This window comes from Streptomyces shenzhenensis, assembly GCF_003688995.1.
Lineage (GTDB): Bacteria > Actinomycetota > Actinomycetes > Streptomycetales > Streptomycetaceae > Streptomyces > Streptomyces shenzhenensis_A.
Genome location: NZ_PENI01000001.1, coordinates 579,149 through 600,102, shown reverse-complemented (window position 1 = coordinate 600,102; position 20,954 = coordinate 579,149). Strand labels below are relative to the sequence as shown.

Below are 20,954 nucleotides of genomic sequence, written 5' to 3'. Positions count from 1 at the left end.
TCGGTGATGGGGGACTTGCGCGACCTCGGGCGTCCCGTGCAAGGATCGGTGTCCGCAGCGTGCCGACCCGTCACACGTTGCGCCGCACGGGAGGACCCACCCGCTCTTGGCCTCAGCAGCAGCTCTGTCCGGTGCCGCTGTGCGCGTATGGCGCACGGCGGGGGGACGGCGTGTGCTGCCACTGGCGGTGCTGGTGGGCGCCCTGTTCGCGCTCGGACTCCTCTGCGGCCAGCGGGCGCACGCGGCCGACGGCGCTCCGTCCCTGACCTCGGCCGTGCCGGCTCCGTCCGTGGCGGCTCCGGTGAAGGACGCGGTGCGGACCCTCACGGGCGGCGACGCTCCGCACACCCCGGACCGGCCGGCCGGCGCCCGCGGCAAGCCCGCGCCCGCTCCCGCAGCCGAACCGGCCCCCGTGGCCGTGCCTGTGGTTCATGACGTGGTGCGGTCCGTCGCCGGTGGGGTCGTGGGGGCCGTGGGTGACGTGGTCGGGGCGGTAACCCGGACCCTGGACGAGGCGCGGACGGCGGTGCCGGTGCTGCCCGAAGCACCCGCTTCGCCCGCCCTGCCCGAGCTGCCGTCACTGCCCGCACTGCCCGGTGACGCGGCGACCCCGCTGCCGTTGCCGTCGCTGCCCGGGCTCGCCGAGCTGCCGGGGCGGCTGCTGCCCGCACCGGTCACCTCACAACCGGCGCCGGGGGAGCCGGGCGAGCCGCAGGCGTCCCCCGAACCGACGGAGCGAACGGGCAAGCGGACCGCCGCGCACCGGACACCGGCCGGCTCCGTGCACGGCCCGCTCGGAACGGTCGTCGCCCCCGCGCAGGGGTCCGCGGCGCCCAGCGGCGGCCGGGGCGCCGGGCCCGCCGTGGACAGCCCGCCCCACCCCGCCCCCGCCGGTGACCCGGACGGCACGGCCGGCAAGTCGGCCCTCGACGGCGGCAGTTCGCGCCATGCCGACATGAATGCCGTCACCCTGCACCACCGGGCGCCGCTGGGGCTCGTACCCGGTACCGCCGCGCGCGCGGCGACGCCCGGGGCCCGGGACAGGCACCGGGACATCCCGGTCTTCCCCGGCTAGCACAGGACCGGCCGGCTCCCCGGCCCGGACCCGCGCGGGCTGACCCTGTCCGCCCGCCTGCCAGGTCCGGGCTCCGCCTCCCCCGGATTCCCCCGGATTCCCCGGATTCACGCGGACCGCCGCCCACCCCCGTTCACGCCCGCCCGCATCCGCGCACGCGCGGTCGACGGCCCCGTACGGCCGCCGACCGCCCCTCGCGCCCCGATGTGACCGGCGCGGCCCAGGTGACGGGAATGACGGGCATGACGAGCGTGACCGGTGTGACGGCGTGGACCGGTGAGCCGCCCGCCCCCACCGACTCCGTGGGACAGCCGGGCCGGACGGCCGAATGCCGTCGGCGCGTGCGGCCCGTACCCCACGGGCGGGGCGGACTGGTCCCCATTGGGGTGGGGATCAGCCGTCCCGGGCCCTCACGGGCCCTTCCAGAGGCCTCACCGGGTCAACCCCAGCCCGGTGAGGCCTCGCCTCGACGGCACGCCGTGCCGGAAAAACCGGCATCATGTGACAGGTATCACCGCTCAGGTGTGACCCGCGATTTAGAGGCCCCCCTGAAGCAGCGATAATCTGCGAGACGGACATGCCGCGCGCTCGGACACCGTGTGCGCATCCCTTGTGACACATGCGGACGTCACGCTGCCCTTCGCGGCACGCCCACGCATCCAACGAACCGCGAGATCACTGATAGGGACGGAAGCGCGTGGACCTGTTCGAGTACCAGGCGAGGGACCTCTTCGCCAAGCACGATGTACCGGTGCTGGCCGGTGAAGTCATCGACACGCCTGAGGCGGCGCGCGAGATCACCGAGCGGCTGGGCGGCAAGTCCGTCGTCAAGGCGCAGGTGAAGGTCGGTGGTCGCGGCAAGGCCGGTGGCGTCAAGCTGGCCGCCTCCGCGGACGAGGCCGTCGCCCGCGCGACGGACATCCTCGGCATGGACATCAAGGGCCACACGGTCCACAAGGTCATGATCGCTGAGACCGCCCCGGAGATCGTCGAGGAGTACTACGTCTCCTTCCTCCTCGACCGTGCCAACCGCACCTTCCTCTCCATCGCCTCCGTCGAGGGCGGCATGGAGATCGAGGAGGTGGCGGCCACCCGTCCGGAGGCCGTCGCCCAGACCCCGATCGACGCCATCGACGGTGTGACGCCGGAGAAGGCCCGCGAGATCGTCGCGGCCGCCAAGTTCCCGGCCGAGGTCGCGGACAAGATCGCCGACGTGCTCGTCACGCTGTGGGACACCTTCATCAAGGAGGACGCCCTCCTGGTCGAGGTGAACCCGCTGGCCAAGGTCGCCTCCGGCGAGGTCATCGCCCTCGACGGCAAGGTGTCGCTGGACGACAACGCCGAGTTCCGCCACCCCGAGTTCGAGGAGCTCCACGACAAGGCCGCGGCCAACCCGCTGGAGGCCGCCGCCAAGGAGAAGAACCTCAACTACGTCAAGCTCGACGGCGAGGTCGGCATCATCGGCAACGGCGCCGGCCTGGTCATGTCGACCCTGGACGTCGTCGCGTACGCCGGTGAGAAGCACGGTGGCGTCAAGCCCGCCAACTTCCTCGACATCGGCGGCGGCGCCTCCGCCCAGGTCATGGCCAACGGCCTGGAGATCATCCTCGGCGACCCGGACGTGCGTTCCGTGTTCGTCAACGTCTTCGGCGGCATCACCGCCTGTGACGAGGTCGCCAACGGCATCGTGCAGGCCCTGAAGCTGCTTGAGGACAAGGGCGAGGAGGTCACCAAGCCGCTCGTCGTCCGTCTCGACGGCAACAACGCCGAGCTGGGCCGCAAGATCCTCTCCGACGCCGCCCACCCGCTGGTGCAGCGCGTCGACACCATGGACGGCGCGGCCGACAAGGCCGCCGAGCTGGCCGCCGCCAAGTAAGCACCGAGGACGAGGACATCAAGACACCATGGCTATCTGGCTCAACAAGGACAGCAAGGTCATCGTCCAGGGCATGACCGGCGCCACGGGCATGAAGCACACCAAGCTCATGCTGGGCGACGGCACCAACGTCGTGGGCGGCGTGAACCCGCGCAAGGCGGGGCAGACCGTCGACTTCGACGGCACCGAGGTACCGGTCTTCGGCACCGTCAAGGAAGCCATCGACAAGACCGGCGCCGACGTCTCCGTCATCTTCGTGCCGGAGAAGTTCACCAAGGACGCGGTCGTCGAGGCCATCGACGCCGAGATCCCGCTGGCCGTCGTGATCACCGAGGGCATCGCCGTGCACGACACGGCCGCCTTCTGGGCGTACGCCGGCAAGAAGGGCAACAAGACCCGCATCATCGGCCCGAACTGCCCCGGCATCATCACCCCGGGCCAGTCGAACGTCGGCATCATCCCGGGTGACATCACCAAGCCGGGCCGCATCGGCCTGGTCTCCAAGTCCGGCACGCTGACCTACCAGATGATGTACGAGCTGCGGGACATCGGCTTCTCGACGGCCGTCGGCATCGGTGGCGACCCGATCATCGGCACCACGCACATCGACGCCCTGGCCGCCTTCCAGGACGACCCCGACACCGACCTGATCGTCATGATCGGTGAGATCGGCGGCGACGCCGAGGAGCGGGCCGCGGCCTTCATCAAGGAGAACGTGACCAAGCCGGTCGTCGGCTACGTCGCGGGCTTCACCGCGCCCGAGGGCAAGACCATGGGCCACGCCGGCGCCATCGTCTCCGGTTCGTCCGGCACCGCCCAGGCGAAGAAGGAGGCCCTGGAGGCCGCCGGCGTCAAGGTCGGCAAGACGCCGACCGAGACCGCCAAGCTGGCCCGCGGCATCCTCGGCAGCTGAGCGACCGGGCGCAGCCCCGCTCGCCGACCCGGCAGCTGACGACGGGGTCCGCATCCCGACCGGATGCGGACCCCTTCCGTGTGCCCGGCGAGTGGGCCCGTTCAGCGGTTGAGCGGCAGCAGCCGTTCCGGCCCGTTCGCGGTCTCCGTGTGCAGCTTGGCCCGCAGTTGCTGCTCCGTGGGCGACAGCGGGCCCAGCACGGGATTCTGCGGAATGCCCCGCACCTTGTGGCCCGGGGCGAGCGGGGGCTCGTAGTGCGTCGGCGCGGTGCGCAGTGCGAGCGCCGTCGACCCGATGATCGCGACCGTGAAGGCGATGGCGGCCCGGGTCCAGAAGCGGTTACGGCGCTCGCCGCCGGTCCGCACCGGCTCCGGCTTCCGCGCCCGCAGCCGCTCCGTGGAGGCCAGCTCGGCCAGCCGCCGGTGGAGCACCGCGGGGTCCGACAGCTCCGGGACGCGTGCGGCCAGCTCGGCGCGTGCGTGCGTCACCCGGTTCGCCGTCGCCGGGGTGCTCGCCTCCGTCTCCGCCGCGGTCTCCGGCAGGCCGAGCCCGACGCCGTCGTACAGCACGAGCGTGCGGCGGTACGACGGCGGCAGACCGAGGAGCGCCTTCAGCAGCGCGCGGTCGCCGGGGTCGGTGGGCGCGGGCTCAGGGCGCCGGTGGCTCAGGCGGAAACGGTGCCAGGGGGAGAGGGCGCACTCGTACGCCGTCGCCCGTACCCAGCCGGCGGGGTCCCGGTCCTGGGCCACCTCGGGCCAGTTCTGCCAGGCCAGTTGGAAGGCCCGCTCCACGGACTCGCGGGCGAGTTCGCGGCGCCCGGTGAGCAGATAGGCCTGCCGTACGAGGGCGGGGGCGCAGAACGCGTAGAGGGCGTCGAAGGCCTGGGCGGGCGTCAGGGCGGCTGTCGTGGCCCTGTCCTCGGCCGCGAGGGAGGCCGGATGGGGCTGGGGGGCCGTCACGTCCTCCGCCGCCGCGGCTTCGTGACGGACCGTCGTCTCGTCCCCTTCGGGCCGCGGTGGCGGGTTCGCGGGGCTCTGCGTCACTGTACGTCCTTTCGTGCGAAAAAGAACATAAACGTATATTGAGCGACACTTCGGTGGTTCGCTCGTTACGTCCATCAGGCGCGTGTCGTTGGGAGCATGGCGGTCGTGACGCAGATGACCGTTCGCCGACCGTCCTTGTCGTTCCTGCTGAGCCGGCTGCGCGACCGCTCGCCCGGGTGGGGCGCGAGCCTCGTGGGCGGCGCGGTCGCGGCCGGTCTCGGGCTGGGCTCGTCCGCCGTGCTCGTGATGACGCTGTGGATCAGTTCGCCGTATCCCGACAGCGGCCCGGGCAGCGGCCTGCACGTCGCCGCGACGCTGTGGCTGCTCGCGCACGGGGTCGAACTGGTCCGCACCGACACACTGTCCGGCGCCCCCGCGCCGATGGGCATCACCCCGCTGCTGCTCCTCCTGCTGCCGGTGTGGCTGCTGTACCGGGCGGCGCGGGACGCGGTGGACGCGCCCGAGGACTCCGACGGGCCACCGCCGGTCGCCGCGCGCACGGCGTGGTCCGGCGTCGTCCTCGGCTACCTCGCCGTCGCCGGCCTCGCCACCCTGTACGCCCGCGGCGGCGAGCTGCGGCCGGAGTGGAGCTGGGTCGCGGTGTGTGTGCCGCTGATCGCCGCGGGGGCGGCGGGCGTGGGGGTGTGGACGGCGTACGGCCGTCCGATGGGGCCGGTCCGGGGCCGGCCGGCGCTGTGGCCGGAGCGGCTGCGCCGTTCGGTTCCCGCGGCGGGTCCGGACTCCGGGCCCGGTTCGGGCCTCGGTACGGCCGCGCGGGCCGCAGGGGCCGGGACGGCGGTGCTCGTCGGGGGCGGGGCGCTGCTGTTCGTGGCCTCCCTGGCGGTGCACGGCGGGGCGGCCCACGAGTCCTTCCTGCACTTGACGGACGGCTGGTCCGGGCGGTTCGCGGTGCTGCTGCTGTGCGTGGGGCTGGTGCCGAACGCGGCGGTCTGGTCGGCGGCCTACGGCCTCGGACCCGGGTTCGTCCTCGGAACGGGGCACGTGGTGTCCCCGCTGTCCTCCGATCCCGCGCCGCTGTTGCCGCCGTTTCCGCTGCTGGCGGCGGTGCCGGACGCGGGGGCAGGGGGGCCGTTCCACTGGGCGGCCGGGGTGGTTCCGGTCGCGGCGGGGCTGGCCGTGGCCCGGTTCACGGTCGCGGGAGCCGTGGGACGGCGGGACGCGCGCCCGGACCCGGGCGCGGGCGAGGGTGCGGTGGCGCGGGAGGCCGGGCGGTCCGCGTGGTCCGCCGCGCGGACCGCGGGGGTGGTGGTGCTGGCCGCGGGGATGTGCGCGGCGGTGGTCGCGATGCTCGCCGAGGCGGCGGGCGGGCCGCTCGGCACCTCGGCACTCGCCCGGTTCGGTCCTGTGTGGTGGCAGGCCGGCGGGGCGGCGGGCGCGTGGATCGTGGTGGTGGGGGTGCCGGTGGCGCTGCTGGTACGGGCGTGGCGGCTGGGGGTCCGGCGGTTGCGGGCCTGGTTGTCGCGGGGGCGGTCGGCACGGGGGGAGGGGACGCCTGCGGGCAAGCCGGAGCCGAAGGCGGTGGCCGTCCGGGTGGCGCCGGCCGCGGAACGGGGCGGCGGTGCGACGGGGTCCGACGCCTACGACCTGCTGCCGGCCGATGACCCCGGGACGTCGGCGTGGCACGACGACGCGTCCCGGGAGGCCCGCTGGACAGCCCTGCGCGAGGCGGCACCACCGGACAAGCCGTGACCCGGTCCGCCCGCCCCGCTGGGGCGGGTCAGGTGTTTGTGCCCAGGAGAGTGCGGAGTTCCTGGGGGAGCAGATGGTTGCAGGACTGTCTGGCCTCGTTGGTCAGGGCGTCGTTCACACAGGTGTAGTAGTCGCGGTAGACCAGCTGGGCCGTAAAGGTCGCGGCGACCAGGGCCAGGGCCAGCCCCGCGGTGACCAGGCCGCTGACCGCAGCCGCGGTCTGCGGGCGGCCGGTCTGCGGGCGGCCGGTCCGGGCGGGCGCGGGATCGGCGGTGCCGGCGGGGTCGGCAGGGTTGGCGGGGTTTTCCAGGGTCCGCGTGCGCGGCTTGGCGCGCAGCGCGCCGACGCCCCAGTACAGGGCCAGCGCACCCAGCAGCAGGGCCACGTACGGCCAGCTGAACAGGGCGAAGAAGAAGGCCCACATCCCGCACAGCAGGGCGTAGCGCGCGCGGCGCTGGGCGGGGTCCGTCGGGTCCCAGCGCATGCCGGGGCCGGGGCCGCCGCCCGGGCCCTCCGGACCGGCGCCGGGGCGCTCGCCGAAGCCGCCGGAGGAGCGGCCCGGCTGCCGGTCGCTCCACTGGCTGCCCCAGGGGGTCCGCTGCCGCGGGCTGCCGTTCTCGTCCGAGGAGGAGTCGTCCCCGTCCGTGGGCCGCCGCGGCTGCCACGGACGGTCCGGCGTGCCCTCCGGCGGGGGCGCGAACGGGTTGTCGTCCTGCGCTGCGCCGCCCCGCTCGTCCCCGGTCTGCCCGCCCGAGGGGGCGTTGGGCGGCGAGGCCGGCCGCTCCCGCACCAGCACGGCACCACGCTCCCCTCCCTGCACCGACTGCGGGGGGAACGTGAGGAGTCGCAGACTGCGGTCCGGCATCAAATGAGCGTCTTCCCTAGGTGATTACGGCTGTCCGACGTGAGCTGACACTTCGGCAACGCACCGCGCGACGACAGCGTTCCCGAACCGCTCCCTCCCAGACGCTACCTTCCGGCCACGCCCCCGTCCCGTGGGGGCCTTCCCGTATGCCGGTATCGTTGCTGACGGCCGACCGCTTCGTAGAGTTCCCCGTATCCAGGGGCGCGAAGCCATCGTACGAATGTACAAACTGCCGTACGGGTCCGGCCGTCGTACCGACGCACCCCCGAGAAAGGGCCCCATCGTGGCCGCCAAGCCCGAGGTCAAGCGCCTCGTCGTGCTGGTCTCCGGATCCGGCAGCAATCTGCAGGCGCTCCTCGACGAGATCGCGACCGAGGGCGCCGAGGCCTACGGCGCGCGGATCGTGGCCGTCGGTGCCGACCGCGCCGGCATCGAGGGGCTGGCCCGCGCCGAGCGCGCCGGGGTGCCCACCTTCGTGTGCCGGGTCAAGGACTACGGCACCCGCGAGGAGTGGGACGCCGCGCTCGCCGAGACCGTCGCCGCCCACCGGCCCGATCTCGTCGTCTCCGCCGGGTTCATGAAGATCGTCGGCAAGGAGTTCCTCGCGCGGTACGGCGGACGCTTCGTCAACACGCATCCCGCGCTGCTGCCCAGCTTTCCGGGGGCGCACGGCGTGCGGGACGCGCTCGCGTACGGGGTCAGGGTCACCGGTTGCACCGTCCACTTCGTCGACGACGGCGTCGACACCGGGCCGATCATCGCTCAGGGCGTGGTGGAGGTCCGGGACGAGGACGACGAGAGCGCGCTGCACGAGCGCATCAAGGAAGTCGAGCGAAGGCTGCTCGTCGAGGTCGTCGGCCGGCTCGCCCGCCACGGCCACCGCATTGAGGGACGAAAGGTAGTTATCCAGTGACCGCCGAGACCATCGAGAGCGGCAAGCGGCCGATCCGTCGCGCGCTCGTCAGCGTCTACGACAAGACCGGGCTCGAGGAGCTCGCGCGCGGGCTGCACGAGGCCGGCGTCGAACTCGTCTCCACCGGCTCCACGGCCGGGCGGATCGCCGCGGCGGGCGTGCCCGTCACCAAGGTCGAGGAACTCACCGGATTCCCCGAGTGCCTGGACGGCCGGGTCAAGACCCTCCACCCCAAGGTCCACGCGGGCGTCCTCGCCGACCTGCGGCTGGACAGCCACCGGCAGCAGCTGGCCGAGCTGGGCGTCGAGCCGTTCGGTCTCGTCGTCGTCAACCTGTACCCGTTCCGTGAGACCGTCGCCTCCGGCGCCTCGCCCGACGAGTGCGTCGAGCAGATCGACATCGGCGGGCCGTCCATGGTGCGGGCCGCCGCCAAGAACCACCCGTCCGTGGCCGTCGTCACCAGCCCCGAGCGGTACGCCGACGTCCTCGCCGCCGTGCGGGACGGGGGCTTCGACCTCGCCACCCGCAAGCGGCTGGCCGCGGAGGCCTTCCAGCACACGGCGGCCTACGACGTGGCGGTCGCGAGCTGGTTCGCAAGCGAGTACGCGCCGGTCGACGAGTCGCGTTTCCCCGACTTCCTCGGCGCCACCTGGGAGCGCGCGAACACCCTGCGCTACGGCGAGAACCCGCACCAGCCCGCCGCGCTCTACGTCGACGGCAGCGGCGGCGGTCTGGCGCGGGCCGAGCAGCTGCACGGCAAGGAGATGTCGTACAACAACTACACGGACACGGACGCCGCGCGCCGTGCCGCGTACGACCACGACGAGCCGTGCGTCGCGATCATCAAGCACGCCAACCCGTGCGGCATCGCGGTCGGCGCGGACGTCGCCGAGGCGCACCGCAAGGCGCACGCCTGCGACCCGCTGTCCGCCTTCGGCGGTGTGATCGCCGTGAACCGGCCGGTCAGCAAGGAGATGGCGGAGCAGGTCGCCGAGATCTTCACCGAGGTCATCGTCGCGCCCGACTACGAGGAGGGGGCCCTGGAGGCCCTCACCAAGAAGAAGAACATCCGGGTGCTCAGGGCCCCGAACGGCCCGTGCAACCGGGTGGAGGCCCAGCAGATCGACGGCGGTGTCCTGCTCCAGACCACCGACCGGCTCCAGGCCGAGGGCGACGATCCGGCCCACTGGACGCTGGCGACGGGTGAGGCCCTCACCGCCGGGGAACTGCGCGAACTGGCCTTCGCCTGGAAGGCCTGCCGGGCGGTGAAGTCCAACGCCATCCTGCTCGCCAAGGACGGTGCCTCGGTGGGCGTCGGCATGGGCCAGGTCAACCGGGTCGACTCGGCGAAGCTGGCCGTCGAGCGGGCCGGCGCCGAGCGGGCCGAGGGCTCGTACGCCGCCTCCGACGCGTTCTTCCCCTTCCCCGACGGCCTGGAGATCCTCACCGCGGCCGGCGTCCGGGCCGTCGTCCAGCCCGGCGGATCGGTCCGCGACGAACTCGTCGTGGAGGCAGCGGAGAAGGCCGGCGTCACGATGTACTTCACGGGCACGCGCCACTTCTTCCACTGACGGCAGCCTCCCGCACGGCCCCGCGTGACACCGTCGCGCGGGGCCGTGCGGTTGGGTCCGCGCGGTGACAGCGGCTCGCGCCGGGCCGGTCTCGAACCTGCCGACGAACCCGGACGGGTTGGCGCCGGTGTGCAGCCTGGCGCCGGTCGCGTCGTCGCGGCATCGGACGGAGTCGGCGCGCCAACAGGCGGACGCGGCCCGGGTGGTGACGGCGGGAGGCGGCAGGGCCGCCATTCGCCGGGCTGGGCGCGTTCCTTGAGGCCGGTCGGCGTGGTCGTGGTACGTCGAGGGAACACGGCGAGGTCCCGGCCCGTTCCGGGGCGAGGACGGCGGCGCCGTCGAGGGGCGGGCCGCGGCGCGACTTCAGCTCGTGGTCGATGAGTTCGCGCAGCTTCCGGGCGCCGACCCGGTGGCCCCGCGGCTACGCTGACCGTGGGCGGGGCGGTCATCGGGTGGTGCGGGGCGCCGGGCGGGTGAGGACGGTCAGGTCGTCCTCGCGTACGACGTCGAAGCGGAGCGCCAGCGAGACCAGGGACTCCTTCTTGCCGTCGAGACGCAGCTTCACGCCCAGATAGCCGATGTTCCACTGCACCGTGGTGCGGGAGACGGCCGGCCAGCCGGGGCGCAGCCGCTCGACGACCTGGTCGACGGTGGGCAGCGGCGCGTGCGGGTCGCCCCGTAACCGCGGCTCGCACAGGGCGGCCAGGACCGCGAAGTAGCGCTTGGTGCGGTCGACGGAGTAGACGGGCGCGATGGTGTCGCCGGTCGTGCCGGCGCCGCCGCGCAACTGGTCGTGGCGCGGCGCCCACACCTCCAGGGCCAGCAGATCGCCGGCGGCGGGCAGGACGATCCTGGAGAACTCGAACGGCACCGGCGCGTCCAGCCGTCCCGGCCCGACCTTGATGTGCTCGCCCGCGCCCTCCGGCTCCGCGACGACGTACGTCTGGTGGGCGGAGAGGTTGCTGAGCAGCCAGAACGTGCCCTGCGCGGTGATCGCACCGGCTCGGCGCGCGACTCCCTCGTGCGGTATGGCCAGGTCGTTGCCGGGCGCCGAGCGGCCGAAGGCGAGGCGTTCGCCGGGGGCGAGGCGGATCTGCGGGCGCCGGTCGTCCCCCATGGCCGGCGGAGGTACCACGATGATGCTGTACAAGGTGCGTCTCCCCGTGCCTGACGGCTACCCAGCCAGACTAGGACGACACACCAGGGCCGTGTCCCCCCTGTACGGGTGAGACACGGCCCTTGGCTGTGCCCGGCGTCAGGACGCGGATCGGCGTCCGCCGCGGGCCGGTTCAGCCCCGTCGGCTCCGACCGGCCGGTTCCGACGGCTCAGTTCTGTCCGGCGGGTCAGTTCTGGACGACCATCGTGCTCGCGGCCTTGTCGTGCCAGCCCTGCTGGCGCCCGGACTTGTCCCAGAACGGGGACAGGTACACGATCAGCTGGCCGATGCCGCAGACGAAGCCGCCGACCATCGGGATGATCCAGCGGATGAACGCCGAACCCAGGCCGGGCTTCTGGCCGGTGTCGGCCTTCACCACGCGCAGACCGACGGCGAGCTTGCCGAGGGTCGCGCCCACCAGGCCGGTCATCAGCCACTCGTAGAGCAGACCGGCGATGGCCAGGACGCCGATGACGGCGCCGAAGCCGGACATGAAGTCCGAGCTCGCGTTGTTGATGCAGGTGTTGTAGTCCGCCGCGTTCGGGTCGCAGTCCTGCACCGAGCCGAGGGAGCCGGCGACGCCGACGGCGGCGAAGACGATGTAGATGATGAACAGGATCACGAAGTCGATCACGCGGGCGCCGAACCGGCGGCCCATCGACGCGACTCGCGGGCCGGGGCCGCCACCCGGGTAGCCGGGCTGCTGCGGGTAGCCGTAGCCCTGCTGCGGCGGTATGCCCGGAGCCTGCGGATAGCCGTAGCCGTAGCCGGGCTGCCCCGGCTGCTGCGGGTAGCCGTGACCCTGCTGGGGATTGTGCGGCGGGCCGTACGGGTTCTGGGGCGAGCCGAAACTCATGGCGGGTTTTCCTCCGTTGTACTGCGGGGACGACGCGGATGGCGCGGAGGAACGTCAGAGCATGAGCGGTTTGCCCCCCAACACGGACCGCGATACTGCGCCGTTCATCGTCATGGCTGGGTCAGCCCTTGTCCAGCCGTATCGGCCAGGTGTTGTGCAAGTGCAACATCGGCGATCTTGGACGAACCGGGAGGTGGGGGCGCGGGCGGCCCCCGGATTGGAACCAGGGGGCGGTCATCCGGGAGGATGGGGGTATGACCGCCCAGATTCTCGATGGCAAGGCCACCGCAGCCGCGATCAAGTCCGATCTGACCGCCCGCGTGGCGGCGCTCAAGGAGAAGGGCGTCACGCCCGGCCTCGGCACGATCCTGGTCGGGGACGACCCCGGCAGCCAGAAGTACGTCGCCGGCAAGCACCGGGACTGCGCCCAGGTGGGTATCGCCTCCATCCAGCGCGAGCTGCCGGGCACGGCGACGCAGGAGGAGATCGAGGCGGTCGTCCGCGAGCTGAACGAGGACCCGGCCTGCACCGGCTACATCGTCCAGCTGCCGCTGCCCAAGGGCATCGACGAGAACCGCGTCCTGGAGCTGATGGACCCGGACAAGGACGCGGACGGCCTGCACCCGATGAACCTGGGCCGGCTCGTCCTGAACGAGCCCGCCCCGCTGCCCTGCACCCCCAACGGCGTGCTCACCCTGCTGCGCCGCCACGGCGTGGAGATCAAGGGCGCCGAGGTGGTGGTCGTCGGCCGCGGCGTGACCATCGGCCGTCCGATGCCGCTGCTGCTCACCCGGCGCAGTGAGAACGCCACAGTCACCCAGTGCCACACCGGCACCCGTGATCTGTCGTCGCACCTCCGGCGCGCGGACATCATCGTCGCGGCGGCGGGTTCCGCCCATCTGATCCGGCCCGAGGACGTCAAGCCGGGGGCCGCGGTCCTGGACGTGGGCGTCTCGCGCAGCGCCGACGGCAAGATCGTCGGCGATGTGCACCCCGGGGTCGCCGAGGTCGCCGGGTGGATCTCCCCGAACCCGGGCGGCGTGGGCCCGATGACCCGTGCGCAACTGCTCGTCAACGTGGTCGAGGCGGCGGAGCGCAGTGTCGGCTGACCACACCCACCCGGACGCGGAGCCGACGGTCCGCGACGCGACCAGCGCGCCCGAGCCCGCGGGGCGCCCCAAGCGGGCCACCCGCCGCTTCCCGTCGTTCACCAGGGACACCGCACGCCCCGAGGGCGGCGGCCGGGCCACATCCGGTGACCTGCCGGCGCCGGCCCGCCAGTGGCCGATGCTCGTCGTGCTGTCCGCGGTCGCCCTGGGCCTGCTGCTGATCGCCCTCGACGTGGTCCGGTACGGGACGCTGCTGATCGGCGCCGCCCTGCTGGCCGGCGCGGTGCTGCGCTGGTTCCTGCCCGGCGTCGGCATGCTCGCCGTGCGCTCGCGCTTCACGGACATCGCCACCTACGGCGTGCTGGGGCTCGCGATCGTCCTGCTGGCGATGATGGCCCAGCCCAGGCCGTGGCTGGAGATCCCGTTCCTGAAGGACACCCTGCACTTCACGCTGGACCAGTAGCTCCGCGGCGCGGGTACTGCTTGTCGGTCCGGCGGCCTCGCCGGAGGACGGCGGCCCGTCCTCTCCCCCGAGCGGGGACGGGCCGCCGTCGCGTCTCCACCCTCCCCTGCCACGAGTGGCCTGTTCAACGGCTGTCCGGGCGCTGTGGCACGGAAGTGACCGTTCCGGTACGGTGTCCGCGCTCTGCGACAAAGAGAGGTCCGCGGGTGTCACGGCGGCCCCTGGGACGGGCGAGGTCACCACTCCGTGCGCACTGTGTCGATGTCTTGACAAGTTCGGGGATGTGTCAGGAAGTGCGCGCACAGCCGGGCTAACGTGTCCCAACGCGACAGCCCGGTGGACCGGGTGCCGGGCGGCGTGCAACGGTGCATGACCAACGGGTCCGATGCTCCCGTGCGCCCCCCTCCACAGAGCTGCGATCCTTTGGAGGGACGCAGCCCTGTGGGTAGCCAGAACGGGGACTGGCGACGGGATGCCACGCGGGGGAAACGCGGGGCGGACGCCGGGAACACAACAGCACCGACCGGGGGGAAGAGGGGGGAACCCATGCCTCGTTGGAAAGCCTTGCCGGATGAACTCGATCCGCAGGTCAAGGAGTTCGCGAGCCAGCTGCGGCGACTCGTGGACCGCAGCGAGCTGAGCATCGCGGCGCTGGCCGACCGCACGGGCTACAGCAAGACGTCCTGGGAGCGTTACCTCAACGGACGGCTCCTCGCCCCGAAGGGCGCGATCGTCGCGCTCGCCGAGGTCACCGGCACCAATCCCATCCACCTCACGACCATGTGGGAGCTTGCCGAACGCGCCTGGAGTCGTTCGGAGATGCGCCACGACATGACCATGGAGGCGATACGGATCTCCCAGGCGCGCGCCGCGCTGGGAGAGTTCGGTGGGCCTGCGGTGGGCAGGAACGGGGGCGGGACGGCCCGCAAGGGCGGCAGCGCGACGGCGACGCCGGGGGTCGCGGGCCCCATGGGCGGTTCCCCGACGATCCCGCCCCAGCCGACGGCGCCCGACGCCGACGCGCGCGAGGGAGCCGGACGGAATCCGGGGAAGGGCGGCAACTCCTGGGGAGTGGCCGGGTATCAGGGCCCTTCGCGGGCGGGCGGCCGCACGCCGTCACCGTCCGTGCCGACTCCTCCTTCTGGTTCCTCCGGTTCCTCTGGTTCTTTCGGGTTTTCCGGTTCTTCCGGCCCCGCTCCGTCCGCGTCCCCGGACGGTCCCGGCTGGACCCCGGGAGCCCCGGGCCCGTACGGGCAGCAGCCGCAGGCGCCGGGCCCCGGCGCCCCCGTGCCCGGCGCCCCCGTGCCCGGGGGGCCGGGCGGCAGGCGGCGGACGGTGATGTTCCTGGCCGGCCTGGCCGGAGCGGCCGTTGTCATCGGCGCCGTCTTCTTCCTGACCGGCAACGGCGGCGAGAAGAAGAACGAGGGCGCCGACAAGTCGCCCTCCCCGTCCGCCAGCACCGCGGCCGACCTGCCCCCCGGGGTCAAGTGCGCGGGCAGCGGCTGCACGGGCAAGGACGCCGAGACCATGGGGTGCAGCGGCGACCTGGTGACCACCGCCAAGTCCGTCACCGTGGGCACCACCACGGTCGAGGTCCGCTACAGCAAGACCTGCGGCACGGCATGGGGGCGGATCAGCGGCGCCGGACCGGGCGACGAGGTCCGTATCGCCGCCGGCACCACCAGCCACACCGGCGCGGTCGACGCGACCGGTGACACCGGCGCGTACACCCCGATGGTGGCCGTGCGGGCCGCCACGGAGGCGAAGGCCTGCGCAACCCTGTCCACGGGCCAGACGGGCTGCACGCCGTAGGCCCTGTCGTCACATTCCCTCCGCGGGGTGCGCATGGTCCGCGTCATCGGGGGCACGCGAACCGTACCCCCACGGGATCCGGATTCCGGTGTCCCCGAGTGGCGGCCGCCCCTGTCTCACCTCTCCCGGACGGGCGGCCGCCGCTTCCGGGGGCCTGTGGGGTGGGCCACACGGGGCGGGCCGTCCGGGATGCCGGATGCGCGATAGCCTGACCGCTGGATCTCTCTTGACGCCAAGAGATCGATCATCCGAACCCGTGATCGATCGTCGCGGCGGGCACCGGCCGCACGCCGGGGCGGGGATCCCGTACCCCCGGGGCAGGGACGCCCCACCGCCAGCTGTCATACGGAGAACGCCATGACCCGCACTCCCGTGAACGTCACCGTCACCGGCGCGGCCGGCCAGATCGGTTACGCCCTGCTCTTCCGCATCGCCTCCGGCCAGTTGCTCGGCGCGGACGTGCCGGTCAAGCTGCGCCTCCTGGAGATCACCCCGGCGCTGAAGGCGGCCGAGGGCACGGCCATGGAGCTGGACGACTGCGCGTTCCCGCTCCTGCAGGGCATCGACATCACGGACGACCCGAACGTCGCCTTCGACGGCGCCAACGTCGGCCTCCTCGTGGGCGCCCGGCCGCGCACCAAGGGCATGGAGCGCGGTGACCTCCTGGAGGCCAACGGCGGCATCTTCAAGCCGCAGGGCAAGGCCATCAACGACCACGCCGCGGATGACATCAAGGTCCTCGTCGTCGGCAACCCAGCCAACACCAACGCGCTCATCGCGCAGGCCGCCGCCCCGGACGTACCGGCCGAGCGCTTCACCGCGATGACCCGCCTGGACCACAACCGCGCGCTGACCCAGCTGGCCAAGAAGACGGGTTCGACGGTCGCCGACATCAAGCGCCTGACCATCTGGGGCAACCACTCCGCCACCCAGTACCCGGACATCTTCCACGCCACCGTCGCCGGCAAGAACGCCGCCGAGGTCGTGGCCGACGAGAAGTGGCTGGCCGAGGAGTTCATCCCGACCGTCGCCAAGCGCGGCGCCGCGATCATCGAGGCCCGGGGCGCCTCCTCCGCGGCCTCCGCCGCCAACGCCGCCGTCGACCACATCCACACCTGGGTCAACGGCACCGCCGAGGGCGACTGGACCTCCATGGGCATCCCGTCGGACGGTTCCTACGGTGTCCCGGAGGGCCTGATCTCCTCCTTCCCCGTCACCACCGGGGACGGCCGTTACGAGATCGTCCAGGGCCTGGAGATCAACGACTTCTCCCGCGCCCGCATCGACGCCTCCGTCAAGGAGCTGGCGGAGGAGCGCGAGGCGGTCCGCGCCCTCGGCCTCATCTGATCCACCGTTCGTCGACGCCCCGTCACGCGCCACGCGGGCCCCGCTCCGGTCACCCCGGAGCGGGGCCCGCGCCCGTTTCCGCCCCCGTCTGCCTCCGCCCGGTTCCGCGCCCGGGGACCCGGTCAGGAAGCGGGCCCGTCCGTCAGCCGCTTCTCGAACCAGTGGTGGGCGTAGACGTGGTCGACGTACGCCGGGATCTCCGTGTATCCGCACGCCCGGTACATCGCCTGCGCCTCGGTGAGCGTGCGGTGCGTGTCCAGCCGTACGACGTCCAGGCCGCGCGCCCGCGCCGCGTCCTCCAGGCCGGCCAGCAGTCGGCGGGCCAGCCCGAGGCGGCGGGCGTCCCGGTGCACCCACACATGCCGGATCTCGCCCACACCCGGCTCCAGCCGCCGCAGCGCCCCGCAGCCCACGGGCCGCGCGCCCGGCCCCTCGACACCGTCGCCCCCGCCCTCGTACGCCACCAGGAACGCGCCGGCCTCCCCGGACACCTCCTCGGGGCCGACCAGGTCCGACGCGTCGAAGCCCTCGGGGAAGCGCGCGTCGATGTCGGCGGCGTACGCGTCCAGGCAGGCGCGGGCGTCGGGTGCGGCGCCGTCGACGACCTCGACCGTGATCCCCGCCAGCCGCAGCAGCCGCTCGGCCGTGGCCAGGGCGCCGGTCAACTCGGCGCGCTGGTCCGGGGTGAGGGCCTGGAGCAGACCGGCGGCGAGCGCGTCGGCGCGCCGGTTCTGCTCCTCGACCTCGACGCGCCCGGCCGGGGTCGGCTCGACGATCCGCAGCCGGTTGTCGTGCGGCGGGACGCCGACCCGCACCATGCCCTGCGCCTCCAGCGCCCGCGCCAGCCGGCTCAGATAGCCGGCGTCCAGGCCCAGCCGGGTGCGCAGTTCGCGCAGGGAGACCCCGTCGCCGATCTCGAACAGCAGCCGGGCCTCGCCCAGCGGCCGGTCCTGGCCGAGGTAGTGGTCGTCCAGGACGCCGATCCGGCGCGTGAAGTAGCGATTGAACCGGCGGAGGTCCGCCACGTCTTCCACAGCCACAGGCTCCATAGTTCTTTGACTTTAGTCAAAGAACTATGGCCGGTCCAGGCAGCGACGATCGTCACCGGTCCGGCGAGGGCGGGCCGACCGGCTGGGTACGGGTCACGCGTACTGCCCCGGCTGGTAATGACCCGGCGTCATCCGGGTGGCCACCCCGAACCGGTTCCAGGCGTTGATCACCGTGATCGCGGCGATCAGCTGCGCCAGCTCGGCCTCCTCGAAGTGCTTGGCGGCCTTCTCGTACACCGCGTCCGGCACGAAGCCGTCGGTGAGGACCGTGACGGCCTCGGTCAGCTCGATCGCCGCCAGCTCCTTCTCCGTGTAGAAGTGCCGCGACTCCTCCCACGCGCTCAGCTGCACGATCCGCTCGACGCTCTCCCCGGCCGCGAGGGCGTCCTTGGTGTGCATGTCGAGGCAGAACGCGCAGTGGTTGAGCTGCGAGGCCCGGATCTTCACCAGCTCGTACAGCGTGGGGTCCAGACCCCGCTTGGCCACGGTGTCCAGACGGATCATCGCCTTGTACACGTCCGGCGCGAGCTCGGCCATGCGCAGGCGGGGTGCGGTCTCGGGTGCGTACTCGATGCTTTCCTGTGCGGTCATGTCTTCGACCCTAGAAGCCAGGCAGCCCAGGAGTATGGTCCATTTCCATGGCGGAATCCTGGGCCACTTTGGGCATCGACCTGCATTTGGAACCGACCGGCTCGCTCGGCCTGCGGCGCGGCCTCACCGACGCGCTGCGGGACGCCGTCCGCACCGGCCGCCTCGCCCCCGGCACCCGGCTGCCCTCCTCCCGCACCCTCGCCGCCGACCTCGGCATCGCCCGCAACACCGTCGCCGACGCCTACGCCGACCTCGTCGCCGAGGGCTGGCTCACCGCCCGGCAGGGCTCGGGCACCCGGGTGGCCACGGGGCTGCCGTCCCCGGCCGGCGCGGCCGTCCCGGCGGCCGGCCGGGCACCCCGCCGCCGCGCCGCCGACCGGCCCACCCACAACCTCGTCCCCGGCACCCCCGACCTCTCCGCCTTCCCGCGCACCGAATGGCTCAAGGCCGCCCGCCGCGCCCTCACCGCCGCCCCCACCGAAGCCCTCGGCTACGGCGACCCCCGCGGCCGGCCCGAACTGCGCACTGCCCTCGCCGGCTACCTCGCCCGCTCCCGCGGCGTCCGTGCCGGCCCCGAGAACATCCTGGTCTGCGCCGGGTTCGCGCAGGGCCTGAAGATCCTCGCCGCGGTGCTGCGCTCCCGCGGCGTCCGCACCGTCGCCGTCGAGTCCTACGGCCTGTTCGTCCACTGGGACCTGCTGGCCGCCGCCCGCCTGGCCACCCGCCCGCTGCCGTACGACGACCTGGCCACCGACACCCGCGCCATCCCGGACGCGGGCGCCGTGCTGCTCACGCCCGCCCACCAGTTCCCGATGGGCACGGCCCTGCACCCCGACCGGCGGGCCGCCGCGGTGGACTGGGCGCGGCGCACCGGCGGCCTGGTCCTGGAGGACGACTACGACGGCGAGTTCCGCTACGACCGCCAGCCCGTCGGCGCGCTCCAGGGCCTGGCCCCCGACCAGGTCGTCCACCTCGGCACCGCCAGCAAGTCCCTCGCCCCCGGCCTGCGGCTCGGCTGGATGGTGCTGCCGCCGTCCCTCGTCGACGCGTGTGCCGCCGCCAAGGGGCACAGCGACACCTGCGGGGTGCTGGACCAGCTCACCCTGGCCGAGTTCCTCACCTCCGGCGCCTACGACCGTCATGTGCGCGCCGCCCGGCTGCGCTACCGGCGCCGCCGCGACACCCTCGTCGCGGCCCTGGCCGCCCGCGCCCCCGAGGTCCGTGTCACCGGTATCGCGGCCGGCCTGCACGCCGTCCTGCGGCTTCCGCCCGGCACCGAACAGTCGGTGCTCCAGGCCGCCGCCTGGCAGGGACTGGCCCTGCACGGCCTGACCACGTACCGCCACGAGCACGCCGTCACCGCGCCCCTGGACGCCCTGGTCGTCGGCTACGGAACCCCACCGGACCACGCCTGGACGGCAGCCCTTGAGGCCCTGTGCCGCGCCCTGCCGTAGGCCCTGTCGTCACATTCCCTCCCCCGGCCTCCGGCCGGGAGGTGCCCCCAGCCCCGCGACGCCATGCACGCTCCCCCGAGCTCTTCGAGCAGGGGGGACCCCCACTCGCCGCACCGGACACAGGCCCGAGTACGTCCAGTACGAGGGCCCGCGCCCGGCACACCGAGAGCACGCTCCCCCAAGCTCTCGGCTCCGCTCGACCAGGGGGGACCCCCACGACGCCGCAGGGCCCGCCCTCCGGGCGGACGACGGGAATGTGACGACAGGACCTAACCCACCGCACCCCTTGAGCCGGGGTGTTGCGGCGATCCCCGGGGCTCAAGGGGCCTCTGTCACCGGGGCCTCGCCGAAGCGGGCCAGGGCCAGGGCGCCTGTCACCGCCACCGCGAAGCCCAGTACCGCGAGCCAGGTCAGGCCCTCGCGGGTGCGGTCACCCAGCCACACCACGCCCACCGCGGCCGGGCCGATCGTCTCGCCGATCACCATCCCGGCGGTGGCCGTGGTCACCGAGCCGCGCTGGAGAGCCGAGGTGAGCAGCAGAAAGGCGGCCGCCCCGGCGAGCAGCAGGGCGTAGGCGGCCGGGTTGGTGACCAGGGCCGCCGGCGCCGGCTCGTCGATCAGCCGCACCGCCACCTCCACCACCCCGAACCCGAACCCCGCGCCCAGCCCGAGCAACAGCGCCCGGCCCCGCCTCCGCAACCGTCCGCCGACCGCCCCCAGCCCCAGCACCGCCACGGCCGCCGCCAGCATCGCGTACCGCAACGCCGCCGAGCCGTCCCGATGGCCCTCCGCCCCGGAGGCCAGCCCCAGCATCGCCAGCCCTGCGCACACCACCGCCACCGCGCCCCACTCCACCCCGCTCAGCCGCACCCGCAGCAACCGCGCCGCGACCACCGCGGTCACCGCCAGACTCGACGCCAGCGCCGCGCCGACCGTATAGATCGGGACCGACCGCAGCGCCGCGATCTGCAGCAGGAACCCCAGACCGTCTAGGCCCAGACCCGCCAGATACCGCCACTGCCGCAGCGCCCGCAGCAACAGCGCCGCATCCCCGCCCGCACCGGTGCCCGCCGCGTGGCGCGCGGCGATCGCCTGCAGGACGGTCGCCGTACCGAAACAGACCGCCGCGCCCAGGGCGCACACCATTCCG

At 73.4% G+C, this 20,954-nt stretch carries 18 protein-coding genes; 11 read left to right on the top strand and 7 right to left on the bottom strand.

Features of this window, described 5'->3' with window-relative positions; genetic code table 11:
• Positions 1-172 precede the first annotated feature (172 nt).
• From CTZ28_RS02585 to sucD, 3 genes are all read left to right on the top strand, one after another.
• On the top strand, positions 173-1,075 hold the full coding sequence (locus tag CTZ28_RS02585; RefSeq protein ID WP_121887519.1) for a hypothetical protein: 903 nt from the start codon (positions 173-175) through the stop codon (positions 1,073-1,075).
• A 697-nt stretch (positions 1,076-1,772) separates the two neighbouring features.
• Positions 1,773-2,951 carry an ADP-forming succinate--CoA ligase subunit beta gene (gene sucC / locus CTZ28_RS02575; protein WP_121887518.1) on the top strand — a complete coding sequence of 393 codons (1,179 nt, stop codon included), beginning with the start codon at positions 1,773-1,775 and terminating at the stop codon, positions 2,949-2,951.
• Positions 2,952-2,979: 28 nt separating this feature from the next.
• Complete coding sequence (gene sucD / locus CTZ28_RS02570; RefSeq protein WP_121887517.1) at positions 2,980-3,864, top strand: succinate--CoA ligase subunit alpha; 885 nt, start codon at positions 2,980-2,982, stop codon at positions 3,862-3,864.
• A gap of 101 nt (positions 3,865-3,965) precedes the next feature.
• Here sucD and CTZ28_RS02565 read toward each other — a convergent pair whose 3' ends face one another.
• Complete coding sequence (locus CTZ28_RS02565) at positions 3,966-4,823, bottom strand: SigE family RNA polymerase sigma factor (RefSeq protein WP_398655164.1); 858 nt, start codon at positions 4,821-4,823, stop codon at positions 3,966-3,968.
• Positions 4,824-5,003: 180 nt separating this feature from the next.
• On the opposite strand from CTZ28_RS02565, the gene CTZ28_RS02560 reads away from it, so the two are divergent.
• Entirely contained in the window at positions 5,004-6,617 is a 1,614-nt protein-coding gene (locus CTZ28_RS02560; RefSeq protein ID WP_121887515.1) for a cell division protein PerM, read from the top strand.
• 28 nt (positions 6,618-6,645) lie between these two features.
• Here the strand turns inward: CTZ28_RS02560 and CTZ28_RS02555 are convergent, their stop codons facing one another.
• A complete protein-coding gene (locus CTZ28_RS02555) occupies positions 6,646-7,482 on the bottom strand; it encodes a hypothetical protein (protein ID WP_121887514.1) in 837 nt (278 codons plus the stop codon).
• A 283-nt stretch (positions 7,483-7,765) separates the two neighbouring features.
• Here CTZ28_RS02555 and purN point away from each other — a divergent pair, with 283 nt between their 5' ends.
• Together purN and purH are read left to right on the top strand one after the other, a co-directional pair.
• Positions 7,766-8,395 carry a phosphoribosylglycinamide formyltransferase gene (purN, locus tag CTZ28_RS02550; protein WP_121887634.1) on the top strand — a complete coding sequence of 210 codons (630 nt, stop codon included), beginning with the start codon at positions 7,766-7,768 and terminating at the stop codon, positions 8,393-8,395.
• On the top strand, positions 8,392-9,966 hold the full coding sequence (gene purH / locus CTZ28_RS02545; RefSeq protein ID WP_121887513.1) for a bifunctional phosphoribosylaminoimidazolecarboxamide formyltransferase/IMP cyclohydrolase: 1,575 nt from the start codon (positions 8,392-8,394) through the stop codon (positions 9,964-9,966). The genes purN and purH overlap by 4 nt, the downstream gene beginning before the upstream one ends.
• A gap of 445 nt (positions 9,967-10,411) precedes the next feature.
• Here purH and CTZ28_RS02540 read toward each other — a convergent pair whose 3' ends face one another.
• Positions 10,412-11,116: an FHA domain-containing protein gene (locus CTZ28_RS02540; protein ID WP_183154219.1), complete on the bottom strand. Its 705-nt coding sequence runs from the start codon at positions 11,114-11,116 to the stop codon at positions 10,412-10,414.
• A 194-nt stretch (positions 11,117-11,310) separates the two neighbouring features.
• The gene (locus tag CTZ28_RS02535) at positions 11,311-11,979 is read right to left on the bottom strand and encodes an RDD family protein (protein WP_121887512.1); all 669 of its coding nucleotides are present in this window, start codon (positions 11,977-11,979) and stop codon (positions 11,311-11,313) included.
• Positions 11,980-12,233: 254 nt separating this feature from the next.
• Between CTZ28_RS02535 and CTZ28_RS02530 the strand changes: the two genes are divergently transcribed.
• From CTZ28_RS02530 to CTZ28_RS02515, 4 genes are all read left to right on the top strand, one after another.
• Entirely contained in the window at positions 12,234-13,088 is an 855-nt protein-coding gene (locus CTZ28_RS02530; protein WP_121887511.1) for a bifunctional methylenetetrahydrofolate dehydrogenase/methenyltetrahydrofolate cyclohydrolase, read from the top strand.
• Positions 13,078-13,551, top strand: coding sequence for a DUF3017 domain-containing protein (locus tag CTZ28_RS02525; RefSeq protein ID WP_121887510.1), 474 nt, complete (start codon positions 13,078-13,080; stop codon positions 13,549-13,551). The genes CTZ28_RS02530 and CTZ28_RS02525 overlap by 11 nt, the downstream gene beginning before the upstream one ends.
• 546 nt (positions 13,552-14,097) lie before the next feature.
• Entirely contained in the window at positions 14,098-15,363 is a 1,266-nt protein-coding gene (locus tag CTZ28_RS02520; RefSeq protein WP_121887509.1) for a helix-turn-helix domain-containing protein, read from the top strand.
• A gap of 357 nt (positions 15,364-15,720) precedes the next feature.
• Entirely contained in the window at positions 15,721-16,710 is a 990-nt protein-coding gene (locus tag CTZ28_RS02515) for a malate dehydrogenase (protein WP_121887508.1), read from the top strand.
• A gap of 122 nt (positions 16,711-16,832) precedes the next feature.
• Here the strand turns inward: CTZ28_RS02515 and CTZ28_RS02510 are convergent, their stop codons facing one another.
• A complete protein-coding gene (locus CTZ28_RS02510) occupies positions 16,833-17,759 on the bottom strand; it encodes a MarR family winged helix-turn-helix transcriptional regulator (protein ID WP_121887507.1) in 927 nt (308 codons plus the stop codon).
• 93 nt (positions 17,760-17,852) lie between these two features.
• Complete coding sequence (locus tag CTZ28_RS02505; protein ID WP_121887506.1) at positions 17,853-18,350, bottom strand: carboxymuconolactone decarboxylase family protein; 498 nt, start codon at positions 18,348-18,350, stop codon at positions 17,853-17,855.
• A 47-nt stretch (positions 18,351-18,397) separates the two neighbouring features.
• Here CTZ28_RS02505 and pdxR point away from each other — a divergent pair, with 47 nt between their 5' ends.
• The gene (gene pdxR, locus CTZ28_RS02500; protein ID WP_121887505.1) at positions 18,398-19,804 is read left to right on the top strand and encodes a MocR-like pyridoxine biosynthesis transcription factor PdxR; all 1,407 of its coding nucleotides are present in this window, start codon (positions 18,398-18,400) and stop codon (positions 19,802-19,804) included.
• Between the two features lie 318 nt (positions 19,805-20,122).
• Here pdxR and CTZ28_RS02490 read toward each other — a convergent pair whose 3' ends face one another.
• Positions 20,123-20,950, bottom strand: coding sequence for a hypothetical protein (locus CTZ28_RS02490; protein WP_121887504.1), 828 nt, complete (start codon positions 20,948-20,950; stop codon positions 20,123-20,125).
• Between the last annotated feature and the right edge of the window lie 4 nt (positions 20,951-20,954).

Coding starts and splice junctions, on each gene's coding strand:
- CTZ28_RS02535 (WP_121887512.1), bottom strand. CDS start 11,979: ATGAGTTTCGGCTCGCCCCAGAACCCGTACGGCCCGCCGCACAATCCC.
- CTZ28_RS02520 (WP_121887509.1), top strand. CDS start 14,098: ATGCCTCGTTGGAAAGCCTTGCCGGATGAACTCGATCCGCAGGTCAAG.
- CTZ28_RS02510 (WP_121887507.1), bottom strand. CDS start 17,759: ATGGAGCCTGTGGCTGTGGAAGACGTGGCGGACCTCCGCCGGTTCAAT.
- CTZ28_RS02515 (WP_121887508.1), top strand. CDS start 15,721: ATGACCCGCACTCCCGTGAACGTCACCGTCACCGGCGCGGCCGGCCAG.
- CTZ28_RS02560 (WP_121887515.1), top strand. CDS start 5,004: ATGGCGGTCGTGACGCAGATGACCGTTCGCCGACCGTCCTTGTCGTTC.
- pdxR (WP_121887505.1), top strand. CDS start 18,398: ATGGCGGAATCCTGGGCCACTTTGGGCATCGACCTGCATTTGGAACCG.
- sucD (WP_121887517.1), top strand. CDS start 2,980: ATGGCTATCTGGCTCAACAAGGACAGCAAGGTCATCGTCCAGGGCATG.
- CTZ28_RS02490 (WP_121887504.1), bottom strand. CDS start 20,950: ATGGTGTGCGCCCTGGGCGCGGCGGTCTGTTTCGGTACGGCGACCGTC.
- CTZ28_RS02505 (WP_121887506.1), bottom strand. CDS start 18,350: ATGACCGCACAGGAAAGCATCGAGTACGCACCCGAGACCGCACCCCGC.
- CTZ28_RS02555 (WP_121887514.1), bottom strand. CDS start 7,482: ATGCCGGACCGCAGTCTGCGACTCCTCACGTTCCCCCCGCAGTCGGTG.
- CTZ28_RS02530 (WP_121887511.1), top strand. CDS start 12,234: ATGACCGCCCAGATTCTCGATGGCAAGGCCACCGCAGCCGCGATCAAG.